Source organism: Bacillus sp. SA1-12 (assembly GCF_000981385.1).
Taxonomy (GTDB): domain Bacteria; phylum Bacillota; class Bacilli; order Bacillales; family Bacillaceae; genus Metabacillus.
Genome location: NZ_LATZ01000035.1, coordinates 1 through 22,563, shown reverse-complemented (window position 1 = coordinate 22,563; position 22,563 = coordinate 1). Strand labels below are relative to the sequence as shown.

At 33.3% G+C, this 22,563-nt stretch carries 24 protein-coding genes; 19 read left to right on the top strand and 5 right to left on the bottom strand.

The features are described 5' to 3' along the window. Positions 1-507 precede the first annotated feature (507 nt). The 12 genes from WQ54_RS16290 to WQ54_RS16240 all read left to right on the top strand — a co-directional run bounded on the left by WQ54_RS16290 (position 508) and on the right by WQ54_RS16240 (position 11,232). A complete protein-coding gene (locus WQ54_RS16290; protein ID WP_231597550.1) occupies positions 508-1,386 on the top strand; it encodes a phosphotransferase in 879 nt (292 codons plus the stop codon). A 362-nt stretch (positions 1,387-1,748) separates the two neighbouring features. Further along, positions 1,749-2,219: a DUF5662 family protein gene (locus WQ54_RS16285; RefSeq protein WP_046585504.1), complete on the top strand. Its 471-nt coding sequence runs from the start codon at positions 1,749-1,751 to the stop codon at positions 2,217-2,219. 197 nt (positions 2,220-2,416) lie between these two features. Beyond that, the gene (locus tag WQ54_RS31980; protein WP_052737830.1) at positions 2,417-2,863 is read left to right on the top strand and encodes a GNAT family N-acetyltransferase; all 447 of its coding nucleotides are present in this window, start codon (positions 2,417-2,419) and stop codon (positions 2,861-2,863) included. A gap of 340 nt (positions 2,864-3,203) precedes the next feature. Then, entirely contained in the window at positions 3,204-3,368 is a 165-nt protein-coding gene (locus tag WQ54_RS33705) for a hypothetical protein (protein ID WP_156177993.1), read from the top strand. Between the two features lie 789 nt (positions 3,369-4,157). Continuing rightward, the gene (locus tag WQ54_RS16275; RefSeq protein WP_046585501.1) at positions 4,158-4,613 is read left to right on the top strand and encodes an NUDIX hydrolase; all 456 of its coding nucleotides are present in this window, start codon (positions 4,158-4,160) and stop codon (positions 4,611-4,613) included. 107 nt (positions 4,614-4,720) lie between these two features. Next, positions 4,721-5,209, top strand: coding sequence for a GrpB family protein (locus WQ54_RS16270; RefSeq protein WP_046585500.1), 489 nt, complete (start codon positions 4,721-4,723; stop codon positions 5,207-5,209). A 626-nt stretch (positions 5,210-5,835) separates the two neighbouring features. Then, positions 5,836-6,516 carry a bifunctional 2-polyprenyl-6-hydroxyphenol methylase/3-demethylubiquinol 3-O-methyltransferase UbiG gene (locus tag WQ54_RS16265; RefSeq protein WP_052737829.1) on the top strand — a complete coding sequence of 227 codons (681 nt, stop codon included), beginning with the start codon at positions 5,836-5,838 and terminating at the stop codon, positions 6,514-6,516. Positions 6,517-6,691: 175 nt separating this feature from the next. Next, positions 6,692-7,273, top strand: coding sequence for a 2-phosphoglycerate kinase (locus WQ54_RS16260; protein ID WP_046585497.1), 582 nt, complete (start codon positions 6,692-6,694; stop codon positions 7,271-7,273). Then, positions 7,260-7,511, top strand: a complete 252-nt coding sequence (locus WQ54_RS31975) for a CPCC family cysteine-rich protein (protein ID WP_052737828.1) — start codon at positions 7,260-7,262, stop codon at positions 7,509-7,511. Before WQ54_RS16260 ends, WQ54_RS31975 begins: the two co-directional genes overlap by 14 nt. A gap of 361 nt (positions 7,512-7,872) precedes the next feature. After that, positions 7,873-9,060: a glycerate kinase gene (locus tag WQ54_RS16250; RefSeq protein ID WP_046585495.1), complete on the top strand. Its 1,188-nt coding sequence runs from the start codon at positions 7,873-7,875 to the stop codon at positions 9,058-9,060. After that, positions 9,057-10,508: an SLC13 family permease gene (locus tag WQ54_RS16245; protein WP_084822114.1), complete on the top strand. Its 1,452-nt coding sequence runs from the start codon at positions 9,057-9,059 to the stop codon at positions 10,506-10,508. Before WQ54_RS16250 ends, WQ54_RS16245 begins: the two co-directional genes overlap by 4 nt. A 265-nt stretch (positions 10,509-10,773) precedes the next feature. Continuing rightward, a complete protein-coding gene (locus WQ54_RS16240) occupies positions 10,774-11,232 on the top strand; it encodes a hypothetical protein (protein ID WP_046585494.1) in 459 nt (152 codons plus the stop codon). A 742-nt stretch (positions 11,233-11,974) separates the two neighbouring features. Here WQ54_RS16240 and WQ54_RS16235 read toward each other — a convergent pair. After that, positions 11,975-12,115, bottom strand: a complete 141-nt coding sequence (locus tag WQ54_RS16235) for a DegQ family regulator (protein WP_046585492.1) — start codon at positions 12,113-12,115, stop codon at positions 11,975-11,977. A 321-nt stretch (positions 12,116-12,436) separates the two neighbouring features. Beyond that, positions 12,437-12,820, bottom strand: coding sequence for a DoxX family membrane protein (locus WQ54_RS16230; protein ID WP_046585491.1), 384 nt, complete (start codon positions 12,818-12,820; stop codon positions 12,437-12,439). 658 nt (positions 12,821-13,478) lie between these two features. Here WQ54_RS16230 and WQ54_RS16225 point away from each other — a divergent pair. Further along, positions 13,479-13,865, top strand: coding sequence for a hypothetical protein (locus tag WQ54_RS16225; RefSeq protein WP_046585489.1), 387 nt, complete (start codon positions 13,479-13,481; stop codon positions 13,863-13,865). Between the two features lie 386 nt (positions 13,866-14,251). Here the strand turns inward: WQ54_RS16225 and WQ54_RS16220 are convergent, their stop codons facing one another. After that, a complete protein-coding gene (locus WQ54_RS16220) occupies positions 14,252-15,439 on the bottom strand; it encodes a MalY/PatB family protein (protein ID WP_046585486.1) in 1,188 nt (395 codons plus the stop codon). A 157-nt stretch (positions 15,440-15,596) separates the two neighbouring features. Here WQ54_RS16220 and WQ54_RS16215 point away from each other — a divergent pair, with 157 nt between their 5' ends. Both WQ54_RS16215 and WQ54_RS16210 read left to right on the top strand, forming a co-directional pair. Further along, positions 15,597-15,812, top strand: coding sequence for a hypothetical protein (locus WQ54_RS16215; RefSeq protein WP_052737827.1), 216 nt, complete (start codon positions 15,597-15,599; stop codon positions 15,810-15,812). 195 nt (positions 15,813-16,007) lie between these two features. Beyond that, positions 16,008-16,232 (top strand): hypothetical protein, encoded by a 225-nt coding sequence (locus tag WQ54_RS16210; protein ID WP_046585485.1) that lies wholly within the window; start codon positions 16,008-16,010, stop codon positions 16,230-16,232. A 369-nt stretch (positions 16,233-16,601) separates the two neighbouring features. On the opposite strand, the gene WQ54_RS16205 is transcribed toward WQ54_RS16210, so the two are convergent. Next, positions 16,602-16,868 carry a hypothetical protein gene (locus tag WQ54_RS16205; protein WP_052737826.1) on the bottom strand — a complete coding sequence of 89 codons (267 nt, stop codon included), beginning with the start codon at positions 16,866-16,868 and terminating at the stop codon, positions 16,602-16,604. Between the two features lie 993 nt (positions 16,869-17,861). Here WQ54_RS16205 and WQ54_RS33700 point away from each other — a divergent pair. Continuing rightward, positions 17,862-18,008: a hypothetical protein gene (locus WQ54_RS33700; RefSeq protein ID WP_156177992.1), complete on the top strand. Its 147-nt coding sequence runs from the start codon at positions 17,862-17,864 to the stop codon at positions 18,006-18,008. Positions 18,009-18,337: 329 nt separating this feature from the next. Here WQ54_RS33700 and WQ54_RS33695 read toward each other — a convergent pair whose 3' ends face one another. Next, positions 18,338-18,478, bottom strand: coding sequence for a hypothetical protein (locus WQ54_RS33695; protein ID WP_156177991.1), 141 nt, complete (start codon positions 18,476-18,478; stop codon positions 18,338-18,340). A gap of 1,138 nt (positions 18,479-19,616) precedes the next feature. Between WQ54_RS33695 and WQ54_RS16195 the strand changes: the two genes are divergently transcribed. The 3 genes from WQ54_RS16195 (at position 19,617) to ltrA (ending at position 22,519) form a co-directional block, all read left to right on the top strand. Continuing rightward, positions 19,617-20,387 carry an alpha/beta hydrolase gene (locus tag WQ54_RS16195; protein WP_046585480.1) on the top strand — a complete coding sequence of 257 codons (771 nt, stop codon included), beginning with the start codon at positions 19,617-19,619 and terminating at the stop codon, positions 20,385-20,387. 56 nt (positions 20,388-20,443) lie between these two features. Beyond that, positions 20,444-20,689 carry a hypothetical protein gene (locus WQ54_RS16190; RefSeq protein ID WP_231597549.1) on the top strand — a complete coding sequence of 82 codons (246 nt, stop codon included), beginning with the start codon at positions 20,444-20,446 and terminating at the stop codon, positions 20,687-20,689. A 555-nt stretch (positions 20,690-21,244) separates the two neighbouring features. Beyond that, positions 21,245-22,519: a group II intron reverse transcriptase/maturase gene (ltrA, locus tag WQ54_RS16185; protein WP_046517641.1), complete on the top strand. Its 1,275-nt coding sequence runs from the start codon at positions 21,245-21,247 to the stop codon at positions 22,517-22,519. Positions 22,520-22,563 lie beyond the last annotated feature (44 nt).

Here is a 22,563-nt window from a genome sequence, read left to right as displayed (position 1 = left end):
AAGTGTTGATGACTAAATCGAATTGGATTAGTTGGAACGCCGTATGAGGTGAAAGTCTCATGTACGGTGTGGACGGGGGGAAAAGGGAGCGATAACTTCAAACCCTTACCTATCTGTATGAATAAGAGAATGAATATTAAAAAGTGAATCGAAGCTCAGAGTTATTTAATTTATCACAATTTAGTTGAATATGGTAAGCAGGTATTTTAAATTGTGATATTGAAATACAACTTAAATGTCACGATTTTAACAAAAAGTAGGAGAGGTTTCTGATTGGAACAGAGTTGCGGTCATTACCGACGTTCAAGGGAATAGTTCAACTTTACGTGCAGTAAATACATGATATTAAGAAAGAAATTGATATAGTCAAGATATATGAATTATTTATAGTAATTCTTAGTTGGATTTAAATTGATATTATATAAACGAAAGATATAGAGTGAAAGGTCTCTAGTAGGTTCCTATTATTGGCTACTGAATATTCGATAGGGGTGGATTCTATTGAACATGAAAGTTGAAGAAATTATTCGCCAAGTACCAGAGCTAAGCAATGAATTCTTAAGTTTAGAAAATCTAAGAGGAGGGCTGTGCAACCAAACCTATAAGGTACAAACGAAACAATGTACATATGTTCTTCGCATCAATAGCAGGCAAAATGAGTATTTGAACCTGACACGCTGCTCTGAAGTAGAAGTGATGAAGAAGGCAAACCACGAAGGGTTTGCTCCTAAAGTGATTCACAGTAATAATCCGGAACAATTTATAGTGACAGAATTTCTTGAAGGGCGAATACTTGAGAAAAATGATCTGAAATCCGATAATATCAAAGGAATGATTATAGATCGCCTCAAACAAATACATCGTATAGAAGGTCAAAGTAGAACATGTACCCCTTATGATTTAATTCATGGATATTTGAAAGGAGCAGATAAGTTCCAAGTCAAGCATCCTGATGGATTAAACCAAATTTTACATCGAGTAGAGAAAATTGCTCATAAAAGGAAAAGTGACAAAGAATATAACAACAAATTCTGTCACAATGATTCCTTTTTATGCAATATGATTTATACAGGTCAACAGTTGCAAATTATTGATTGGGAGTTGTCGGGGATCGGAGATGTATTTTTTGAGTTGACGCTTATTCCGTTTACAAACCAGTTCAGTGAAGCGGATGAGCGTGAGTGGTTGAAGTTATACTTCGGATATTTCGATGAGGAAATGTTCCAAATTTTTCAGGACATGAAATTTGTGGCGATGGTTAGAGAGGTTGTGTGGGGGATGTTTTACAGCGGTCTTACTAAGGGAGAAAGTCACAATGACTTTGATTACTACAATTTTTCCAAATATTGTATCCAGCGAATAGAACATGGAATTTATCAAATATGATGAGTAGATACCCTAACTACATTTTATTAATTGAGACAAAAATTAAGGTTTGTAATGTTTATAGCGAAAGTAAAATTGCAGAGGATTTGGTCTGTACCAACTTACATGGAGAAGTAGGCATAATATCCTTGTTTGGTGGAGCCAGACCTTGAAATTGCTGACTTTCTGGTATAGGAATCATTCCCATAGAGGATCCTATTGCAAAAAACAGTTAGTAGGTATGTTCTTCTGTTAAAGGGCGCAAGAGTTGAAGATCTATGTAAGGATCGACAGCTCTTTTTTATTGTTTAAACTGAGAAGGGATTTATTGTATTCAAGTAGAATATGACCTTAACCATTTTTATATAGGGAGGGATTTCTTAATGCTAAAGGCATGTTGGAGGAATTTCCTTTATATCCTTGACCATAAAATTAATGTTCTTGTTGAATGTTGGAAAGAAGGATTATATATACAAGGGATTATTCATGATTGGTCAAAGTTTTCTCCAAAAGAGTTTTTTCCGTATGCAAAGAAATTTTTTTACACTGGAGAAAAAAGTGCAGAGGATGAATTGAAATGGAAACATGCCTGGCTCCATCATCAACATAAAAATAAGCATCATTGGGAATATTGGGTTGTTGATCCGAATAATAAACAAGCCTTACCCATGCCTAGAAAATATATGATTGAAATGGTCTGTGATTGGCGTTCGTTTTCTAGAAAATGGGGAAGAAAAGTAAAAGATTCTACCTTAGATCTTACAGATAAGATCTTGCTGCATCCTGATACAAAAAAAGAACTTGAAATTATTATGAGAAATAAAAGAGGAGATGATACCAAAGTAATTAGCTGAATTATTTCTTACTTAAAACCAGCCAATAGAATCTCAAAGTTGTATTCCGTTAAAGGGCACATTTCTAGAAAAAGTAGAGACAATTTTTCTTATTTGGACTAAAGGATCAAGTTGTTTAATAATGGACTTTTCCAAAAAGGATTTCTCTTGAGATTAAGAGTATTAAATGTTTATAAATAAATGTGGGGGAGATTAATTTGTTACGAGCTGCATCATTATTAGACATCCCTGCTATAACACTACTTAAACAAAAAATGTTTAAAGAAGTTGGTATGGAACACCGTCTTAGAGATGATTTTATTCAGGTTGTTGATAAGACTTACACAGAACTGTATGAAATAGGTAAAGCTATACATTTCGTCATTGAACATGAAAATAACATTGTTGCGTGTGCTGGAGCATTTATCAAAGAAGATATTCCTTATTGTTTTTATAAGGAAGAACAATATGGGGTTATTGGTGATGTATATGTAGATCCTTTGTTTAGAAATCAAGGCTATGCAAAAAAATTAACCAAAGAAGTGTTAGACTGGTTTTCTAAAAAGGAAATCAATACGGTCCGTTTATTAGCCAGTGATAATGCAAAAAAATTATACCAATCAATAGGATTTAAAGAAACTGACCAGATGATTTTAAATAGATAGAGGATTTTTTATTTTTAAGCAAAACTGTTAATAAAAGCTCATATGTTATTCAATTATATGTTATTCAATAATCGGGCGCTAATATTGAATAAAACTCGGTGAAGCATTTTTTATGAAAAATTAAACAACTCGATTTTACGCCGTCCTAAAATCAGGACGGGGTATGCGTGTTTGAGGTTTTAAAATTAAATAACTTTTTTGTCAATCTATAAGTGGCTCCAAAAAGAATTCCTGCCGTACCCCTAATACGCATTTTCCTGATCTTATCAAGAAGGAAATTAACGGTTATTCCAGAATTTACTAACATAGATTAATTTTAAAAATGATAAGGGGGATTTATATGGAGATCATTTTTGAAGCTTTGATGCCATGGCTGTTATGGATAGCAGGCGGATGTGTAATCTTATCCTTGTTATTGTTAGTATTGACTAGTATGTATACAAAAAAAAGGTTAGAAAAAATGGGGCAAGACGATCCATTACAAAACCCTACTCCAGTTAAGTAGCCCCCTTATGATCTTTTTCAAAATACTGGATAATATGGTAGATTAATAGAAAAAGCCTGGTTACCAGGCGAGCCAAACCCTTGAGATCCATCTGGGTTTGGCTTTTTGGCGTGAAGTTCAAGAACAAATTGCTGCTACTTAAGAAAGGGGCAGCATTAACATTTTGACGAAAAACCCACGATAAGACATTTTCTGGTAACAAAATAGTGATTTTTTTTACTCTAAGCTAATTCTCTTTAACGTGAATAGCTTTGTGAAAAGGGAATTACATTTAGAGAAGGATTTAGGGAACGAAAATCATCTATTTTACAACCAAAAGATGGTAAGTATTTAACTTCCCTATAATGGTCGTTAATGGAAAACACCTTATACATCAAGGGTTTTGTCCTTAGCGTGGGAAATACGATAAATGGTTGGTGATACCCCGTAAGGAAGGAATTTATTTGGCATACCTAGAAATTGTAATACATGCCATTAAATGTAAGGGTAGTTGAAGAATTTATTGAAGGGGCGGGGGAATTATGGGTTCAAGAATAATGCACTCGATTATTGGGAATAAAATTGCAGAGACTTTATCGATAGAAGATAAAACAGCCTATTCTTGCTTGATAGATTTTAAAAATATTATATTCAACTACTGGGGGCTTTTCTGTAATAAAGCTAATCAGATTCATACTAAAAACGACTGTGCTCGATGATTAAAAATTAGAGTATAAGGAGCTAATATAACTTATTCTTTAAGGTAGATATTTGGATTAGAAAATAATATATACATAGGGGAGAATTAGGATGAATTACGTTATGGATTTAAGGAAGTTAGTTGGCAGCAGACCTTTAATATTAACTGGTTCAGTTGTTTTAGTCTTAAATAATAATAATGAATTGTTATTACAGCACAGGTCTGATGGTGGTTGGGGTTTACCTGGTGGTTTGATGGAGTTAGGAGAAAGTTTAGAGGATACTTCTAGGAGAGTAGTAAAAGAAGAAACAGGTCTCCTTATAGGTGATTTGAAATTATTAGGTGTTTTTTCTGGTCCTGATTATTACTTTAAAATTTCTAATGGAGATGAATTATATTCTGTCACTGCGGTTTTTGTTACAAATGATATTGAAGGTGAAATAAAAATAGATAGAGAGGAATCTATTGATATACAGTTCTTTAGTCTTAATAAGTTACCAAAAGGTCTAACAGAAGAGTATAGAAGCTACATAAACCCTTATCTAGAACAATTATTGACTAATTGAATTTCTTCTTCAAGAATCGAGCGTGATTCATAAAAAGGGTATTGATTCACGAAGGGGGTATACACATGAGAGTTCGACTTACGGACTTTAGTGAGGATTGATCTCGAATGTTTCAAACTGAGTCTCAATTTTTGAAAACAATATTTGGTAACGAGATAATCAGATTTGAACATTTTGGGAGTACGTCAGTTCAGGGCATGAAGGCAAAACCTGTAATAGACATGATGTGTATCGTTAAAGACATAGAGAAAGTGGATTTATTCAACCACAAAATGGATTCTCTTGGATATGATGTTGCGGGGGAATGGGGCATTACAGGTAGAAGGTTACTTCGAAAAGGTGGAGAAAACAGAACTCATCATATTCATTTTTATCAAATTGATAATCCTCAAATTGAACGGCACTTAATATTTCGAGATTATCTGCGATCCCATCCAGAAGAAGTAGTTAAGTACAGTCGCTTTAAAGAAAAGTTGGTTCAACGTTTCGATAACACAAGTGAATATAGTCCAGCAAAAAAGACATTTGTGAAGGAAATGGAACAGCAAGCACTCCTTTGGTTTGCAGAAAATCAGCGAAAATTACAATCCGATTAAAGGGTTATCCTTTGTATTTTCACTATCGTTAAATTTTGTTGTATCTTTAATTCAAATAGCAGCTAAAAGAAGTCAGTCTTATTCCAGAAAAGGGCGCATTTCTTTAACAAAGGTTACGAAATAAATAGTTGGTTAAAAAAGCGATATAAAGAAAAGTGGTGAAATATGTATGAAGGAAGGCACTAAAATAGTCGTCACTTTATCTAATGAAAGACTATATGAAGCAGAATATCTAGGTTTATCAAATAATTGTAACTTGGTGCGAATCAAGATAGTAGATGAAAATTACACTAGATATGGATATGTAAACAAAAAATTTATTAAACAAGTTGTGTAATAGACTTTTTCAAGAATCGGGCGCGATTATTTAATAAAATGTAATCTTCTTTTCTTGATGTAAGTACAGGTTATGATGAAGCAGGAAGAATTCTAAAGCTAAACTGACTTGATTAACGGGATTTATAAAAGGAGCTTAGGAATGAATGCAGAATTAAGTTAAGTTGATGAACATTATAATTTGGAATAAGGGAGGCTTTTATGCAAAAAGAGCAAAGTAAAAAGAATAAGTTGGCTTGGGAATATAAGGCTTAGAACATTGGGTTACTAATTATGGTACACCTGAAAAAATGGGAAAAGAAATAAGAGAAAATACAGATAGATGGCTCAACTATTATATAAATGATCTAGGAAATGTATCTGGAAAAAGGATTGCAAATTTATTAGGTTCTGGAGGAATAAGAGCAGTTTCTCTCGCTGTCCTTGGTGCTGACGTTACGGTAGTTGACATATCATCAGAGAATGCCAGATATGCTCAGGAATTGTCTAAAGAAGCCGAAGTCAAAATAAATTACATAGTCTCAGATTTAACTGAAATCCCAATGGATGAGATGAAAAACAGTTTTGACATTGTTTTTATGGAATTTGGAATATTACATTATTTTTCGGACCTAAAACAATTAGCCAATATTATATTTGATTTATTAAGTGAAAACGGGAAACTCTTGTTAAGAGACTTTCACCCTTTTAGTAAGGTTGTAGAGGTAAATGAAAAAGATGGAACTTTGATACTCAAAGAAGGTTATTTTGACAAATCTTTACGTTTTAATCCTGTTGCGTATGAAGGGTTTTTCCCTGAAAAAAATCAAGGTTTATTCCCAAAAACTTATTTACGGAAATGGACATTTTCTGAAATTATTACTTCATTTGCACAACAAGGTTTTATTATAAAAAAGATGTATGAAGAACCAGATAAGATGAATCAATTTATACCTGCGAACTATATGATTGTTGCTGCGAAAAGTAACTAATCTTTTTGATTAACAAGTAGGTGTTTTTGTGGCATTGCAGGCTAATCGGGGCTCTACTTCAAAATTGTACTAAACCAGTTAAGAAGAACAATTGTTATTCAATTAAAGGACGCGTTTATCGAGTAACGCGTCTTTTTCTTACGTCAAGTCAAAGTATAAACTGAGGAGAGATATATTGATAATTTTAATAAGTGGTAATGGTCAGTCTGGTAAAACATTTATGGCTCAACATTTACTTGAAAAATATAAAGTGCCCTATCTTTCCATTGATCATCTGAAAATGGGGATATACAGAAGTGATAAGAATTGTGGATTCACTCCGTTGGACAGCAGCGAATTAATAGGAGATAAATTATGGCCAATAATTAGGGAGATTATTAAAACAAACATTGAGAATAATCAAAACTTAATTATTGAAGGTTGCTATATATTACCTCACTATATAAAAGAGTTTGAGAAATTCTATGCTGAAAAAATTATATCTGTATTCTTAGTTTTTTCAACTCAATATATTAAGGCAAACTTTGAATCAAAAATCTTAAAACATAGAAATGTTATTGAAGATCGTGGAGAACTAGACGCAGATTTCAATATTACAGAAAATATTACAGAAAATATCAAAGAACATAATCAATATAGAAGAAGATGTATTGAAGCTGGTTATAAGTATTTTGAAATTGATAAAAATTATGAAGAAGAAATTACAAAAGTTTATGACTATATTGAGACTCAAAAACGTATAATTGAATCAAAGTAGGAAGATACATCTATTTAACTGCTTTTTTACTGTCAAAGTAAATGGATACCATATAAAGTCACCTATTGGGGGCTTATCTTTAAAATGGATTAAAGGCGGAGCTAATGAAGTATCTCTGAGACAAGCACAAAGGAATTTCAAAATTTATGGAGCAAGTGAAAAAAGGTGTAAAGACAATGTTGAAGACCCATTCCTAAGAGGGGGGTACGAAAAAGATGAAGATTTCAAACCTCTCTAAGTATTTTTTAGGGGATTACCACCAGTAATTAAATCTTTATTCTTATTAATGGGTAGCAAGAACATTATTATCTTGAAATCAGGTCTTCATGAAAAGGGCGCTTTAATTGAATAAGCAGCTAAAAGGATCTTCCAAAATTCGGGAGATCCTTTTTCAGTACCGATAATCTTTCATTATGTTTACTAAGTTTGTATAGAGTATTCATGTGATACTTTTGAACCTTGCTCTGATGGTAATTTTAGGTGGTGCTCTAATGATACTTATTGACTTTGTACCTGATTTTTAATGATTCTCTCATTATCTTCTCATTCTTAGAAAGTATATTAGAAAGTAATAAAAGTAGATTTGGAGGAAGGGTTAGATGAAAATTGTAATAGTACCGTCAGGATTTAAAGAATGTCTAGATGCTGAAGAAGTAGCTTTAGCAATGGAACTTGGCGTGAAACGTTTTGATCAGTCTATCGATATGGAAACTATACCGATGATTGATGGTGGAGAAGGATTTGCGAAGACGATCGTTCGCATAAAAGGTGGAGAATTAATTTATAAAAAAGTAACAGGGCCAGTCGGTAAGAAGATCAAAAGTCATTTTGGGATTTTTATAGAAAATGGTAAACGGACTGCTGTAATTGAAATGGCAGCGGTATCAGGATTAAAGCTAGTACCTCGTAATCAGAGAAACCCTTTAAAAACAACTACCTATGGTGTAGGAGAGTTGATTCTCGCTGCGCTTGATGTAGGGGTTGACAATATCTTAATTGGCTGTGGTGATTCTGGTACATCAGATGGGGGAGCCGGAATGGCGCAAGCATTAGGAGCTCATTTTTTTGATAAGGAACAAAGAAGTGTCGATATCAATGGTGGAGAAGATTTGATGAAAGTGGATTCTATAATGACGACTAATATAGATAGACGATTACATAACGTTTTAATTGATGTTGCGTGTAACTGGAAGAATATTTTATGTGGAGAAGAAGGCGTTGCACGTGTATTTGGACCGCAAAAAGGAGCGACTCCACAACAGGTTGAACAATTAGCATCAGCTTTAGAACACTATGCGTCTTTAATTCAAGAAGCAGTGGGGATAGATGTTCGTTCATTGCCAGGCAGCGGAGCATCCGGTGGATTAGGCGCAGGACTGATTGCCTTTACAGGTGCCACATTACATCCACGATTCGATATTATTAAGGACTACATAAATATAGAAGAAAAAATTTCAACAGCAGATATAGTATTAACTGCAGAAGGTAGTTTGGACTTCCAAACCCCAAATGGAAAAATCCCTGCGGAGGTTGCACGTATTGCGAAAAAAAATAACATCCCAGTTATTGCTATTACCGGAACAATTGGTAAAGGGGCAGATTTAAACTATGATGCAGGTATAGATGCCTATATCAGTATTATTCAAAAACCAACATCTTTGAAGAAGGCAATAAAAAAAGCACCAAAATGGATAGAAAAAAGTACGGAGTCAGTCTTACGACAAGTTGCCATTGGATTTGGAATTGCCGAAAGAAGGAATCATAAAGAAAGAGTTTATCAAAGATGATAACGAGAATAGAGAAACAACTTGAAAAGCATAGTCAAATCAAAACACCGACAAAACCATTACCTATAAAGTCACTAGTAATCATCAGTATACACGTCCTAATCATGATTGTCACCGTATTGATTGATGGTCTAGACTACCGTGCAAAGATATCCTTGTTTGCATTTTTATCAGCTATGACGTTATGGATCACGACTAAAATTTCGGCTGGATTTGTAGCCATTGCACTCATTGTGTTCATCGTCATCATGAATGCGGGAGAACCAGATTTATTATACCATTCACTTTCTGAGGAAGTAGTATGGCTAATGATAGGTTCTTTTATCATTGGTGAGGCAGTTAAAAGGTCCGGGTTAGCAGAACGTTTAACTCTTTCAATATTGAGCAAGTCTAATAGAAAAAGCAATGTGCTCTTGGGGTTAAGTTCAGTTTTATTTGCTTCAGCATTCTTTATTCCATCTACATCGGGTCGAGCTGCGTTATCAATGCCGATTATGAAGCAGCTTGGTCAAAAATTTTCGACTAAAGAACAAAGTGTTTTGGCTATTTTAGCACCTATTATGATATTAATGAGTACATCAGCTACTTTAATAGGTGCAGGATCTCATTTAATTGGAATAGGTTTACTTGAAAGTACAGTTGATCAATCCATTTCCTATATCCAATGGTTGATATGGGGAGTACCATTCGCTCTTATTGTTACCTTTCTTTCGCTTTTTTTAATAAAATGGATATTGTGGCCAAGAGATGGATTAAGGAAAATCGAAAACGTAAAAAATGAAGAAAAAATCATGTGTAAAAAACAGATTAATAGAGAAGAAAAAAAGACTGTGATCTTGATTTTGTTTTTAATCGTAGGTTGGGTAACAGAAAGCATACATGGCTATGATATAGCGTTTATTACGATGGTAGGCGCCATTTTAATCATGATGCCGAATTACGGAATCATTAGTTGGAAACAAGGAATGAATTCAATATCCTGGAATTTGATTCTATTTGTTGCTGCAGCAACGGCACTTGGAAAAGTGTTAGTTGATACAGGTATAGTTAAATGGATTGAAAAAGAAATGCTAAATGTTCTTTATTTGTTTATAGGTGCTCCAGAATGGCTCATTGTTTTGATTATCTTGCTCGTAACCGTGACAAGCCATTTGTATATTACATCACACACAACACGTGCAATCGTCTTTATTCCAGGTTTATTATTATTTAGTGAAACAATAGAAGTTAATCCTTCAACAGTTGTTTTTTTAAGTTTAATAGGTATGAACTATTGTGTGACGGTCCCTGTTAGCTCCAAAGCCTTACTTTTCTTTTATGAGGAAGGAAAAATTTCATATGATGCTAGTAATCTATTGAAGATTAGCGCTATATTAATGCCTCTTTATATACTAGTCATGATGTTATTCTATTTTTCTTATTGGCAGTGGACGGGGATGCATTTATAAATCTTGAGATAAAATGATTCCTGTTGGAGAAGAGAATAGATTTATAATATAGATTGATAATTTGTAATAAAGTTTGATCAAAATCCTGTATTAATTTAAACAGATTTTTCTTTTTTTCTTGTTGATGTTGGCAAACCTCTAGGATCTTCCGGTCGAAGATCCTTTTTATTGCCTATAACACTCAATTATGTAAACTAAAAATGTATGGAATATACATAAGATTTACCATGATATAATTGTTATAAATTGTATGTGAGGGAAGAAAATGAAGGAATTATTACAAACAAATATTTTAAATATTAATTTTACTGAAGCAAGTAAGCAAGTTAAAAACATGGAGTTTTCGAAACTTAGCGATACCCTTATGGAACTAGTTTATGAAAGTGATCAAGATATAACCATATATACTTTTGTATGTCATCTTCTTATGGAACAAGAAAGTGAACCTTTACATTCCCTAGCTTGCGATCTTCTTTGTCATCCTTACTGTCATATTGAGGGTGCCTATAAATCAGCTTTATACCATACAAGAAGAGCCTTAATGCTAGAACCTGATAATATTGGACATAAAGAAATGCTGTTATTTCTTTATCAAGTACCAGATCTACCCAATAATTTAATACTTAAAGAAGAAGTTAAAAATATTGCAATAGAAATACTAAATAAAGATCCTGAGAACGATGTTGTTAAAGATTTTATGGATATTTACAAGGAAGATTTCTAACAATCATTGAAAAAAGATCTTCGATTTGAAGATCTTTTTTCAATACCGATAAGAAGCTTTATGTGACTACATCCTCCCTTAACTGACATGGTATTTATAGAATCAAATCAAAATCAATATGATATTATATGTATAAAAATGGAATTAACAAGTTATTGAACGGGGGGAGATTATAGTTGAAAAGATTAATTATTTTTATAATTTTATTACCTGTCTTTGCATATAGTTTTTTTGAAATAAAACCTAAGTGTCAACTTTCGATTAAGTTGACACTTAGGTTTCAGAACATTGATATTCAATTTATTGTTAATTATCTTGTAAAAAGAGAGAACATGTTTCCTAAATGATCTCCAATTCTTTTTGAAAAGAATAGGGAGATCAACCCAAGAATAAGAAGAAGAACACCAATAAAGAGGGAGTTTATTTCAATAAAGGCCAATAAGAATAAATAAAAACTAAAGGTTAAAAATAGCCACCCCACAATTAACAAGATGTTTGAATAAACCTCACGCATAGGGATTCAACCTTTCTATTAAACTTTTATTATAATTTAATAAAATTTCTGAATTTTGGAAAGGCTTTGTTGTGTTGTAATTGTTGTTCAACATATGTGTGAACTTTACTGAAGCTATTCAATCAGTTTAAACCTGATTTCAACTTGAGTTTACAAATAAAAAGGCCACTCATGTAAGAGCAGCCATTTGCTGAGTTGATACTTTTGGACAAAAGTAACATAATCTATTTAAGATATTTTTAAATATGCAAATTTGTCATACTTATCTATTGTATTAAGTATTAAATGAAGTGATTTTTTTGTTTCTTGTATTTCTTTTTCGATCCTTTCTAACATTTGGATCATTTTGTCTATTTCACGAAGATCCATTGTTCACACTCCCTTAAAAGCAGCAATTCACCGACAAGAAATTTAACCAGGAACAATCCCCACTTCAATTAAAATATTATACTCTAGACCTACTCTAAATTCATTTACCATGTTAGACAAGAATAATTTAAAATTTGTAACACTATTGTTAAAGTATTGTAATAAACAAATAATAAAAGCTAAGTGTCAACTTCCGTTTAGGTTGTTACTTAGCTTTTCAAACATGCTATCAAATACGTTTTTTTCTTTTGACAAAAAAAGTGACCCTAAAAATGAGTCACTTTTAATTAATAGATACGGCAGCTATAGCTTCCGTATCTATTAATTTTTTGCTTTTAACAAAGGTTTATAGCTTTCTAGATAATTAAAAAGAAGATAAACATTAAGAAAACCGATGACTAAGGCAGGAAGAATAGATTTAATATCAAGAAATGCATGAAATAATACCATATTGATTGATATTGGCGTAAATACAACTAAAGATAATGGTACAAATCGATTAATAAGTAAAGACACACCAACTAGAACTTTCAGAACACCGATGATAATTATCATATAACCTGTGTCAATCAATGCACTCATAAATTTATCAGCAGGTTCAGGATATTGCATAGGTTCTGCTGAACTAAATAAACTCATTATTCCAGCAGCTAACAGTAAAAGGCCCAAAATAATACGTACGATCAACGAGATTTTTGTTTTCAAACCTAATTCACTCCTTTTTCATTGAAATGTTAACTACATCTCAGTGTATGTGGATGTGAAATGAAATAAGATTAACCGTTTGTAAATTATTATTACCTAAATTAAAAAAGTCATAAAAAATAAAGGGTGATACATATTAGTCATGCATCACCCTTTTTAGGTACGATATTGACGATTCTTGGTCTACTTTCCTTGTTGCCTTTTTTACGCGTAGAAGGCTAAGCGAAACATGTGTCTGAAAGAGCATAAAACAGAACAGTCGGCTCCTTATAAAAGAAGGAGTCGACTGTTCTATTTTCAATAATAGTGTCTTACAGGTATTTTCCTGCAATGGTACAGTGACCACTGGATAGAAAGGAGAGTGTAATTTATGTGCCACAAGATTTCAGACCACCTTTCACTCTGATAGCTAAAAGAATAACGTTCTTTTTTAATAACTTTATTAAGATCACATAGGTTTACACAGATGTTATGTTTTAATGAATAATAAAACCTATGTTTCAACTTTCGTTTAGGTTTACACATAGGTTATTAAGCAGTCCGTATACAGAAGATTTTGTGATGAAACAGCTTTCCTTTTTGAACTACGAAGCAGGTTAATTGAAGAAGGAAACTCTTGATAGAGAATAACCGTCTTAATAATAAAGGAGGGAATTTTATGGTTCTAAGGTTATTTTATGTTTTGATTGCATTAGCTTTATTTACTATTACAGGATGCTCAAATGTAGGGGAAACAACCAAAGTATCAATTGACAATATTGATGCCGAGGAAGTCTTAACATTGGACCCTGATGCTGATATTTTTCAATTCGATGGAGTTATCTACAGGACTAATATTGATTGGGTAGAAAAATTATCTTTAACAATGGACGTTCAAATTGGGGAAATAAAAACAAGAAATGATACTAATACAGATTTTAATAATGAAACGTCGAATAAACTTCCTGTTGGTACAAAGATTTTTTCAGCCAAAGAAAGAGGAGATATTTTACTCGTTGAACTCAATGGAGAAACGTTGAAATACCTTGCAATCTTAGAAGGATAATTAATTAGAAATTATTAAACTACCGGGGGCCAGTTTAGTGGAATATGAAAAGGTGAAAATTTGCCCTCAATATTACAAAAAATATAAAAAAAGCAAATTGAGAGGACGTAAATATGAAGGCTTTCATATTAATCTGCACATTATTTTTAGTACTAAACCTTTAATCCTTTATTTTCATTAGCTGAGGGAAACCTAGTCTATCGTCTAAATGTCTAGAGGAAATAAAGCACAGAGATGTTACTCGTAATAAGCTTATTTGAGATCCACTCAACATACATATGAAATGGGCATTGGTGAAGGGGAAGTTTGTGAATCTAAGGATATCTTTGAAAAGTCGTATTCAATTGGGCTGTTATTTATTAGAAGCAAGAATAGGTGCCTTGCACCTATTCCTGCTCAAATTCTCTGGCAATCCTTTCGAATGCTTCCTTAATAATCGGTCTTGGCGATGGAATACAAATTCTTTGATATTGTACACCTTCTTCTCCAAACATGCCGCCATCTTCTAATAATACGTTCGCTTTGTTATAAATGCGATCATGGACTTCTTCTGGTGTAAGGCCATATTCGCTAAAATCCATCCACATAATATAAGTGCCTTCTGGAATTCTCACTTTCACTTTCGGCATTTTTTCAGCTAAGAAATTAACAGCCCATTTCATGGTGCCGTCAATATATTCTTTCAGTTGCTCTAACCAATCTTCCCCCTCATTGTATACAGCGATGAGGGCAGATATTGTAAATGGCGATGCTAATTGAAAGCCCATTTCTTTACCGAATATTTTTCTAAGCTCTGAGTTTGGGATGATCGTATTTGTACAATGAAGACCTGCTACATTAAATGTTTTGTTGATAGCGGTTAACGTGATAATATGATCAGTATTGTCCGCAGCTTTTGCGATTGGTGTAAAGGTTTGAACACGTCTAATTAAATCTCCGTGTATTTCGTCTGCTACGATAAGGACACCATTTTTTGCACAAATATCGGATATTTTCTTGAGTTCATTCACATTAAATATTCTTCCTGTAGGATTGTGAGGATTACATAAAATAAACATTTTCGTCTTTTCTTCTTTTGCTTTTGCTTCAAAATCATCAAAATCGATCGAATAATACCCATCATTATCACATTTAAGAGCATTATTTCTTATTTTTCTACCATTATCTTCTGTCACAGATGTAAAAGGCGGGTAAACTGGGCGCTGAATAATGATCCCATCACCTGGATTGGTAAAAGCTCTTACTGCAATATTTAATGCATGGACCGTTCCAGGGCTATAGATGATTTCTTCCTTCTTGATCTCCCAATCATGTCGCTTTTTAAACCAATGTTGTATGGCTTCATAGTACTCATTAGGAAATATTGAGTAACCAAAAATTTTATGATCCACGGTTTTATGTAAAGCATCAATCAAGGCTTGAGGTACAGGTAAATCCATGTCTGCAGTAAATAAAGGTATAGTCTCTTCATCATATCTTTCAGTCAAGCCAAATTCTTTAATTAACTCTCCGCCATCCCATTTTATTGAATAGGTCCCTCTCCGATTTACTATTTCATCAAAGTTATATTTCATTTAAATCCAACCTTTCTCTAGTTATAAATATCGTATTTATCTCCAACTATACTATTTACCAACTATATGCACAAAAAAAAGAACCGATGCAGCTCACCTTGTTTATGGGGGACGGGTAGATTCATATTATAACTCGTTAAACCAGGTTTTCGAATCAATGTCAAATTTACAATTAATTCCAATTCCTTATATTAGACCGTTAACTGCTTATTTTCTTTATAAGGAAAAAGACAACACAAATGTTATGGTATTACTTAAATTAAAAGATAATAAATGGGAAGTGGTTGAAAAGAAAAAGACAGAAGGCAAGGAAAATAGAATCGACGAGACAAATAATCTTAGCCCTACTGAATATAGAGCTAAGGCTGCCTAATAAGTGAACCTTTTATTAATTGTCTACTTGACGGGGATAAGACCATTCAGTACCGATAACATCTCATTATATTAACTATTTTGTATAGGTTTTATTGGTCATCCAAAGAGGTTTTCCACGTATTTACAGTTTGCTCTCCTATAAGACAGGGTATTTATATTTAGTTATGATCAAGGTTATTCAGGGGGAATGCTTATGGAGATTATAAAGCGGACTAGAAAAAGATACCTTGTAACAATTGAAAGTAAAATTCATACTATAGTAATTGTTGTGATTGCTTATGATGATGAGGACATGAGTCGGATACTTCGTAATCAATATGGTCGTTTGTTGGTTGATGACAATGGTAATAGGATAGCACAAGTCACATTTACTGTAACAGAATTAGGGAAGTATGTTGCTAAGGGCGATTCTGACTGAATTACATCTACTTGAATGGACACCCATAAAGGAAAATAGAGTTTGAACAAAAAAATAACCTCTTGGTAGAATGAGAGATTCCAAAAGCTGGCCAGCGAAAAGGACAACACTCAATTACCAGGAGGTCTAAAATGAATTATAACCAAAATAGTAGATTGCTCAAATTACTTCTCAAACTCTAATTATAGGGGGCGACATCGTAACGTTCATAAATGTGACACTTACCTAGGCTTTAGGGAAATGGAGTTTGGATCACCTTTTTATTTTGAAAACAAATAAGAGGGATTTCAACTTATTATTAAGTGATTGAAGAAAGAACAAAACATGATATTCCGATTATTAGTTGAAGTCCATCCATACCTTTATTTTTTAAATATGATTATGTAAAGGCGCTTTTTCATAGGCAATAGGAACTGGATCTATCCCCATCTTTTGAGCTGCAATATAACGTGTGTAACCATCTGTAAGGATCTTTGACTCTCTCTTAATCGTAATAGGCTCGTCTAAATATCCTGTCCGTTTAACATGCTCAATAGCTTGGTGGATTTTTTCTACACTTGGTTTAGTTTTTAAAAACCCTTCCGTTACTACAATCTTATCTAACAAAATAAACTCTTCAGTTCCTTTTGGTTTCATATCTATTTCCACTCCTTATAGGTTAACATTATATTCATCCTATACCTGTTATAGGTTAAACAAGTTATTTTAGAGTTCCACTATTTATATTTAAACTTTTATATGAATTATTCCATGTATAATTCATATGACCTCCTAGTAATTTTCTCCAGATTCTACGGGTACATTAATTTTACAAGCAGCTTAAAGGATCTACCAATAATTTGTTTAGTTAACAAACACAAGAAGGAGACAATTGTGTTTGATGAATTTGAAAATAAAATAAAAAGTCTAGATATCAACTTGCATGACAATTCTTATCCTAATAGTAGCGGCTTTCCTAATGTTTGCGGTACTTCAATTAAGAAGTACTGCTTTTTTAATATAGGGGCAATGTACTGAAAAAGAATAAGTAATGAATAATCAATTTTCTTGAAGAGAACTTGGTACAAGTAAGAAAACAAATAATGTAATTTTGGTATTTAAAAACTTGGCACCTGGAATGTAGAAAGGAACGGTTATGTAACTAAAAGTTTTTCTATCTAAAAGGAATGCACTCAATAAAGCGAATTTTTAATAACCTTGGAATGATTCCGAAACAATTATTGAAGTTCCAATATCAATGAGGATTTAGTAAAGACTTATTAAAAACTAATAAAATTCTACTTGAAAACGCAAACATATGTTCTTATAATATTGATAAAGGAGCGTGATTTTTATGTATAGTGATCTTGAAAGAAAAATTTTCCGCATATATTTTAATACTTCTATACATGGTAAAAGTCCCACTCTTAATGAATTGATGAGATGGACAGGAAGAAGTGAGAAAGATGTGAGAAATACAGTTATTTCGCTTATGAAGAAGGGTCTTATATTGAGAGACAAAGATAACAACTTAATTGCCAATAGGATTAAGGTTAAATAATTACAAATTTCTTACAATTTAACAATTTATACTTTATCTTCTTATGATCTAATTTACTTAGGATAAAATATTCATGGGAGGTTCTAATTATGGTAAAAACAGTCTTAACTGAAACAGAAATAATTCTTGTTTCAAAGCTTTATTTTGAAGAGAATATGACTGTTGAAGAAATCGAGCGTATTACTCCTTTTGATTATCATACATTAAATTTGATAATAGAAGACACATCAAACTAATTAAGCCCTTGATCTAAGGCACCATAGTATATTGACCTTCCTCTCCCATTCTTAGAAGTTGTATGGACGGACTTAATTCATTTCTTTGTGGTGAAGATCAGTTTTTTGCGATTCATGGATGGCTAACGGGTGCTTTGCTTCAAATAAGGAGCAAGGCTTTTTTTATTTGACTAAAGGTACAGCCTAGTTCAATAATAAATCAGGTTTTTAATGTATTTGTACTATAAATTGCTCTTTATTTTTTATGGGCATTTTCGATATGTTCTTATGTTTATGTAAGCTGACCCCCATTTGGAAAGTGCATTACCACTTGGAGTTCAGAGTCTGATCTATTTTCGTTTTGGCTCCTGGATCGATACATGCTTGGGCCGTTTTGGATATAATGCCTTGTCTGAATCGTAAGGTCCAGTAAGATCATTTCGTTTATCTAGAACCTTGCCAGTATAATCAATAGGACTTTGATTTGTCATGATTACCAACTTCATTAATATCATTGGTAAAAATTATGCTCCAATGACAGGTAATTTTTCCACGGTGGGATAAACTTAATTTCTTATGATGATTACATTTATTATAGTGAAAAGGAACGGAACATCAATTGAAAGGTAGATTTAGGAACTGTTAAGTGACAATAGAGTTGTTCCGTAAAGGACAAGATTGTTGAGTAACTCATTTTAAAATAAATGGATATTTTAGAAGAGATTGTGAAGAAATGTACTTAAACTAACGTAAGCAGTATAGTTGAAGAAGGAATTACATATTATTTACAGAAATATTAATAAAGAAGTTTATTAGGGGGCGAATTAGAATGTATATAACTATTGTCATTCTTGCTTCTATATTCACCCTATTATTTCATTGATTCGAACCTACTCCAACAGGAGTTGGAAACAAATATACTCTACATATGGTAATGAAGAATACTTTAAGATTATTGCAAAATTAAAAGAAGAAGGAATAAAGTATAAAGTTGAAACTCCCTTTAGAGGTTTCAATAGTCGTAATGAACGATTTAAAGACGATACACAATATAATATATATGTAAAAAAAGATGAAGAACATAAAGCCGTTAGGATATTCCATAAAACAAGTTAACTTTATAAAATTATTTTAACAACAGGAGCGATACATAAACAAAGGGTATCGCGTTTTTTTCTTATTGAAGTAAAGTAAGCAGTTTACTTCACTGGTGAAACGTTATTAATCCATATCCGTAAAAGAATATTATAACTTAACATAGGATGTGATTTATTGGAGATTTTTTATAATTTTATATTAGGGATTTTATTCTTAACGGTTGGTATTATTGCGTTTTTTCCTCCTCCAAAATTACCCTGGGTGATGAGATTTATTATTATATTTTTGGGTGTGGGATTTATTTTGTATTCTCTTTTAAATCTTTTTGGCTTAATTTCTTCTTAAAGTAAGTAGCAATAGTTGAAGATAAGGGCTGTCGTGGCAGCAGCTTTTTCTTCTTGTGCTAAAGGGGGCAGTTTAGTTTAATAACCAATTCATCAAAAAAATAAGAATAGCCACTTTTCAGTAAAGGAACTGTAGCTATTTTTATAGAAATAAGTTTTATTGTATTTATTATTTGGAGGAATTAATTTGTGTAATAAATTTTGTATATCCTACGGAGAACACCCTTCTCAATTTGGTGAATTACGTATGCCTAAGAGTTCCATACCTTGTCCAGTAGTTGTTTTAATTCATGGAGGTTTTTGGCAATCGAAGTATAACCTAGAAGAAAATAACCCAATTGCGGAGGATTTAACTCGTAGGGGATATGCCACTTGGAATATTGAGTATCGTAGAGTCGGGGAGGAAGGAGGAGGTTGGACAGGTACATTTAATGATGTCATTGATGCTTTAAATCATCTATATCAACTAAAAGAAACCTATCCTTTGGACTTATCCAATGTAATTGTTATTGGTCATTCTGCTGGAGGACATTTAGCACTTTGGCTAGCTTCAAGAACTGTGCAAGTAGAATCAGACGGGATTTTTAATAAGTTGGTTGTTCCTATGCAAAAGGTTATAAGTTTGGCTGGAGTAACGGACTTAATAAAAATGTGGGAAATCCACGAAGAAAAGGGGATAAAAAGTCTTGTTTCTGCACTAATGGGTGGGTCACCAAACGAGGTTGACGAACGCTATAAGTTAACTTCCCCAATCGAGTTACTGCCTATGATGATAGAACAGATTTTAGTACATGGTGAGTTAGATCGCCATGTTCCTGTAGAGTTAAGCAAAGATTACTATTTCAAGGCAGTGGGCCAAAACAACAAAATTAAATTAGTTATTCTGCCAGGTATAGAGCATTTTAAAATTATTGATCCTACCTCAACAGCATGGAATTCAGTAGTTGATACATTATAATTTTTTATTATTAAGCTATCTAAAATCTAAGCTATATTGGCTGTTTAGCAAACAGCGTGATTATATTGATTATTGAAATCGACGGCTATTTCCAACAAGTTCTACTTACAGGTAAAAAATGTTCCAAACATCAGTTAAAACAAAACTATCTGCAAGCGAAAAAATTAACCTTTGAGATAAAAGACCTTCCTAATGTGTTTTGCAGGCTTCATAATTTTGAACAAATTCCATATGACTACGATATAAAAGTCGAGTTTGTTATTGATACAGATACAGATAAAATTTATTCACCATCTTATTAAGCTAACGAGTGCAAAAGTTGAAGATCAAGGCTGTCATTGTGGCAGCTTTTTCTTAGTGTGCCAGGCATGGCAACTATCTAGGTGGTGAAAGTCCACTGTGGGGGTACACATCGACCAACCACTAAGGAAGCGCAAGGTACTTATCGTGAGGTAAGGGCTGGAGGAAGCGTGGAATAAAATCTTGACTCGACGAACAGAAATCTGATACTAAGGCTCTACAAAGGGATTAGACTCCTAAGCAAGTTAAAGTCCAAAAGATGTGCGTAACTTTGTAGAGTAAATCAGGCGAGTAAAAGAGGAAAGATAGTTGTCTTACCCTGGGAGATCTTGCGGATGTACAGAAGTACAGTCGAAAAAAGGTTTGTCGCAAGAAGTCAGCAGAAGCCATAGTAATGAAATAAATTCATGAAGGGCTGAACAATTTATAGTGTTTCAACACCACGAATGCGTGAGTGACGAACTCCGAATGTGTTAATGGTAAAAGTATGAGCGTATCTCAAAGGATATCCAAAAGGGAGCTATCACTTACTACGTGAGAGGGAAGGAGAAACGAGTGTGGAACTTTTAGAACAGATTCTAAGTAATCTAAATATGAATGAAGCTTACTTACGTGTCTATAAAAATAAAGGTACAAGTGGGGTCGATGGAGCAACAGTCGACGAACTAAAGCAATATCTGAAAGAGAATAAGGATGATCTGCGTCAGCGCATCAGAACAAGAAAATACCAACCACAAGCTGCCTTAAGAGTGGAGATCCCAAAAGGAAATGGAAAGATGCGCAAGTTGGGAATACCAACAGTAGTGGATAGAGTAGTTCAACAAGCCATTCATCAAGTTCTCAGCCCGATATTTGAAGAACAGTTCAGCGAATTCAGTTACGGTTTCAGACCAAAAAGAAGTTGTGAGATGGCGATTATGAAAAGCCTGGAAATTCTGAATGATGGTCATGACTGGGTAGTCGACATTGATCTTGAAAGATTCTTTGATACAGTCCATCACGATAAAATCATGCGAATTATATCCAACACAATAAATGATGGAGATGTCATTTCTCTAATAAGAAAATACTTAGTTAGTGGGGTTATGGTGAATGGGAAATATGAAGAAACACCAGTTGGGACTCCGCAAGGAGGCAACCTCAGCCCTCTTTTGAGTAATATTATGTTGAACGAACTGGATAAGGAACTAGAAAGTAGAGGACTTCAATTCGTGAGATACGCTGATGACGCCCTGATTTTTGTGAAGAGCGAGAAAGCAGCGAGCAGAGTGATGAAATCAATCGTGAGATTTATAGAAGAGAAATTAGGTCTGATAGTCAATGCAGAGAAGAGTAAAATCTCTCGTCCAAAAGATCTGAAATTCTTAGGATTTGGATATTATTACGATTATAAAAATAAGAGATATCAAGTGAAACCTCATCCAAGTTCGGTACAGAAGTTTCAAAGGAAGCTTCGACAACTGACAAAACGAAGCTGGAGTGTTCCACTAGACTACCGAATATTGAAACTGAAACAAGTTATATTTGGATGGGTAAACTACTTCAGAGTGGCAAACATGAAAAAGGTGACTGAACGAATAGACAATAAGCTTCGTTCCAGAATTAGGGCCATCATCTGGAAACAATGGAAAGTAGCGAAGAAACAAATCAAATCGCTTATCCAGTTAGGGATTCCAGAGGAAGAAGCAAAAGGATTAACCTACTGTCGAAAAGGTTACCGATACATAGGATTATCAAAAGTCGTCCAAAGAGCAATCTCAAACAAAAGACTAAAGCAAAGGGGAGTCCCCTCTGCTTTAGAACATTATCTAAAAGTACACACTGTGATATAAATTGAAACGCCGTATACGCGATCCGTACGTACGGTGTTGTGAGA

Excerpts from the sequence above, each read along its gene's own strand:
- WQ54_RS16220 (WP_046585486.1), bottom strand. The coding sequence starts at position 15,439 with ATGAAATATAACTTTGATGAAATAGTAAATCGGAGAGGGACCTATTCA.
- WQ54_RS33700 (WP_156177992.1), top strand. The coding sequence starts at position 17,862 with ATGGTAAAAACAGTCTTAACTGAAACAGAAATAATTCTTGTTTCAAAG.
- WQ54_RS16275 (WP_046585501.1), top strand. The coding sequence starts at position 4,158 with ATGAATTACGTTATGGATTTAAGGAAGTTAGTTGGCAGCAGACCTTTA.
- WQ54_RS33695 (WP_156177991.1), bottom strand. The coding sequence starts at position 18,478 with ATGACAAATCAAAGTCCTATTGATTATACTGGCAAGGTTCTAGATAAA.
- WQ54_RS16205 (WP_052737826.1), bottom strand. The coding sequence starts at position 16,868 with ATGAAACCAAAAGGAACTGAAGAGTTTATTTTGTTAGATAAGATTGTA.
- WQ54_RS16235 (WP_046585492.1), bottom strand. The coding sequence starts at position 12,115 with ATGGATCTTCGTGAAATAGACAAAATGATCCAAATGTTAGAAAGGATC.
- WQ54_RS16270 (WP_046585500.1), top strand. The coding sequence starts at position 4,721 with ATGTTTCAAACTGAGTCTCAATTTTTGAAAACAATATTTGGTAACGAG.
- WQ54_RS16210 (WP_046585485.1), top strand. The coding sequence starts at position 16,008 with ATGGAGATTATAAAGCGGACTAGAAAAAGATACCTTGTAACAATTGAA.
- WQ54_RS16250 (WP_046585495.1), top strand. The coding sequence starts at position 7,873 with ATGAAAATTGTAATAGTACCGTCAGGATTTAAAGAATGTCTAGATGCT.
- WQ54_RS16240 (WP_046585494.1), top strand. The coding sequence starts at position 10,774 with ATGAAGGAATTATTACAAACAAATATTTTAAATATTAATTTTACTGAA.
- WQ54_RS16285 (WP_046585504.1), top strand. The coding sequence starts at position 1,749 with ATGCTAAAGGCATGTTGGAGGAATTTCCTTTATATCCTTGACCATAAA.
- WQ54_RS16215 (WP_052737827.1), top strand. The coding sequence starts at position 15,597 with ATGTCAAATTTACAATTAATTCCAATTCCTTATATTAGACCGTTAACT.
- WQ54_RS16265 (WP_052737829.1), top strand. The coding sequence starts at position 5,836 with ATGGGAAAAGAAATAAGAGAAAATACAGATAGATGGCTCAACTATTAT.
- WQ54_RS16290 (WP_231597550.1), top strand. The coding sequence starts at position 508 with ATGAAAGTTGAAGAAATTATTCGCCAAGTACCAGAGCTAAGCAATGAA.
- WQ54_RS33705 (WP_156177993.1), top strand. The coding sequence starts at position 3,204 with ATGGAGATCATTTTTGAAGCTTTGATGCCATGGCTGTTATGGATAGCA.
- WQ54_RS16225 (WP_046585489.1), top strand. The coding sequence starts at position 13,479 with ATGGTTCTAAGGTTATTTTATGTTTTGATTGCATTAGCTTTATTTACT.
- WQ54_RS16245 (WP_084822114.1), top strand. The coding sequence starts at position 9,057 with ATGATAACGAGAATAGAGAAACAACTTGAAAAGCATAGTCAAATCAAA.